The following is a 2,297-nucleotide window of genomic DNA, read 5'->3' on the forward strand; positions in this document are numbered from 1 at the left end:
GTTAAAAAAGGAAGTATCTCTTTTGTAGTAATTGGATTTTCTTCTATTACATCAGTTCTTGGTTTTACATAAACAATTTGTGTTGGTTCAACACTTGCACTTTTAAGTTTTTTTTCTACTAATTGTGTTGTCTCTTTCTGTGCTTTTTTTATTAGTGTATTTACTTCTGTTTTTGAGTATGTTTTAGGTGCTTCAGGTTTTTTTTCTTCTTTTGGTTTAATTGCAGGAATAAGTATCTGAACTGCTTTTTCAACTTTATTTTTATTTGCATTTGGCATCATAGACATTTGCTCTTGCATCTCTTGAATATACTCTTGATCATTGATTGTACTTAAGTCATATTCATTAGATTCAATGATTCTTGCTGCTTCTTCTTCATAAGCATTTGTTGCTGCAAATGGATTCTCTCTTGCATTTAAAGTTAATGATAAAGTTAACGTTAATGTAAATAAAAATAAAGTTTTCATTCTTCTGGCTCCAAGTTTTTTAATTCTAAGTACTCTTTTTGTAAAAAAGCATTTTCTTGCTGTAATCGTAAGATTTCATTTTCTAAATAGTTTTTTTTATGTTTTAGTGAGCTATAAACTTCAAAAGAGTTATTCCCAAATAAAACATTAGCAACATGATAACTAAAAAATATAGTAGCAGCAACAGAAATACCTGCTACTACTATAAATTTTTTGTAACCATTAAAAGATTTTTTCATAAATGATTACTATTTAGAAAAAGGTGTTCTTCCTAAATACTCTGCGTAACCAATTTCTGCACCAATTTCAAGTAATCTATTGTATTTAGCGATTCTATCACTTCTTGCAGTAGATCCTGTTTTGATTTGACCACAGTTTAAAGCAACAGCAAAATCAGCAATAAATGCATCTTCACTTTCACCTGATCTATGTGACATTACACAGTTGTAGTTATTTCTTTGTGCTAATCTAATTGTTAACATAGTTTCAGAAACTGTTCCAATTTGATTTGGTTTAATTAAAATTGAGTTTGCGATACCTTTATTGATACCTTCATTTAAGATTGAAGCATTAGTTACAAATAAATCATCTCCAACTAATTGAACTTTATTTCCAAGAACTTCAGTTAATACTTTCCATCCATCCCAATCATCTTCACTTAATCCATCTTCAATTGAAACAATTGGATATTTTGAACATAAATCAGCGTAGTAGTTTACTAACTCTTCTGAAGTGATTTCTCTATTTTCTGATTTTAATACGTAAAGACCTTTGTCATTGATTAATTCAGATGCAGCAACATCAAGAGCAAGTGCAATTTGTTCACCTGGAACATAACCAGCTTTTTCAATTGCTTTCATAATTACTTGTAAAGGTTCTTCATTTGATTTTAAGTTTGGAGCAAATCCACCCTCATCACCAACTGCAGTTGATTCACCCATTTCATCAATTACTTTTTTTAAGTGTTGGTAAATTTCAGCTACGGCTCTTAAACCTTCGTTAAAGTTTTCAAAACCAACAGGCATAATCATATACTCTTGGAAATCAACAGAGTTATTAGCATGTTCTCCACCATTAATGATATTAAACATTGGAACAGGCATAGTCATTGCATTTGCTCCACCTAAATATCTATATAATGGAATATTTAAAGAACTTGCAGCTGCACGTGCTACTGCCATAGATACACCTAAAACAGCATTAGCACCTAATTTAGCATAATTATTAGTACCATCAATATCTTTCATTGTAGCATCAACTTCTGCTTGATTAAAAGGGCTCATTCCTAATAATTCATCAGAAATTAAAGTGTTTACATTTTCAACAGCTTTTAAAACACCTTTTCCTAAGAATCTATCATCACCATCTCTTAATTCTAAAGCTTCTCTTTTACCTGTACTTGCGCCACTTGGTACAATTGCACTTTCTTTTGTACCATCACTTAAAATAACAGTTGCTCTTACAGTTGGGTTTCCTCTTGAATCTAAAACTTCATCTGCATATATATTATCAATAAATACCACGTAGGTCTCCTATGTTTCTAAATTACAAGGATTATATCGAAAGTATGATTTTTATTTGCTTTTATAAAGGTTTAAAAGAGGTGAGTTTTTTGTATGAAAGGTGTGTTAAATAGAGGAATTAAAGAGATTTCTCTCTTTAATTTTTATGATTTAGGCTTCTTCTTCTGTTTCTTCTTTATTCTCTTTTGCAGCTTCGATAATTTCTTTTACACCCATTGCATCTAAAATTTTGTCTTCAATTTCTTTTGCAATTTCTGGATTATCTCTTAAGAATACTTTAGAGTTTTCTTTTCCTTGACCAATTTTT

At 30.1% G+C, this 2,297-nt stretch carries 3 protein-coding genes and 1 pseudogene; all 4 read right to left on the reverse strand.

The annotated features are described in order from the left end of the window. Positions 1-467: pseudogene (locus ACERKK_RS12840) on the reverse strand (hypothetical protein); the annotation flags it as partial. After that, positions 464-706: a septum formation initiator gene (locus ACERKK_RS12845; protein WP_373773472.1), complete on the reverse strand. Its 243-nt coding sequence runs from the start codon at positions 704-706 to the stop codon at positions 464-466. The gene ACERKK_RS12845 and the pseudogene ACERKK_RS12840, both read right to left, overlap by 4 nt. 9 nt (positions 707-715) lie before the next feature. Next, complete coding sequence (gene eno / locus ACERKK_RS12850; RefSeq protein WP_373773473.1) at positions 716-1,990, reverse strand: phosphopyruvate hydratase; 1,275 nt, start codon at positions 1,988-1,990, stop codon at positions 716-718. Positions 1,991-2,140: 150 nt separating this feature from the next. Then, positions 2,141-2,293, reverse strand: coding sequence for a hypothetical protein (locus ACERKK_RS12855; RefSeq protein ID WP_373773474.1), 153 nt, complete (start codon positions 2,291-2,293; stop codon positions 2,141-2,143). Between the last annotated feature and the right edge of the window lie 4 nt (positions 2,294-2,297).

The sequence above is a fragment of the Poseidonibacter sp. genome, from assembly GCF_041821165.1.
Lineage (GTDB): Bacteria > Campylobacterota > Campylobacteria > Campylobacterales > Arcobacteraceae > Poseidonibacter.

Coding starts and splice junctions, on each gene's coding strand:
- ACERKK_RS12845 (WP_373773472.1), bottom strand. CDS start 706: ATGAAAAAATCTTTTAATGGTTACAAAAAATTTATAGTAGTAGCAGGT.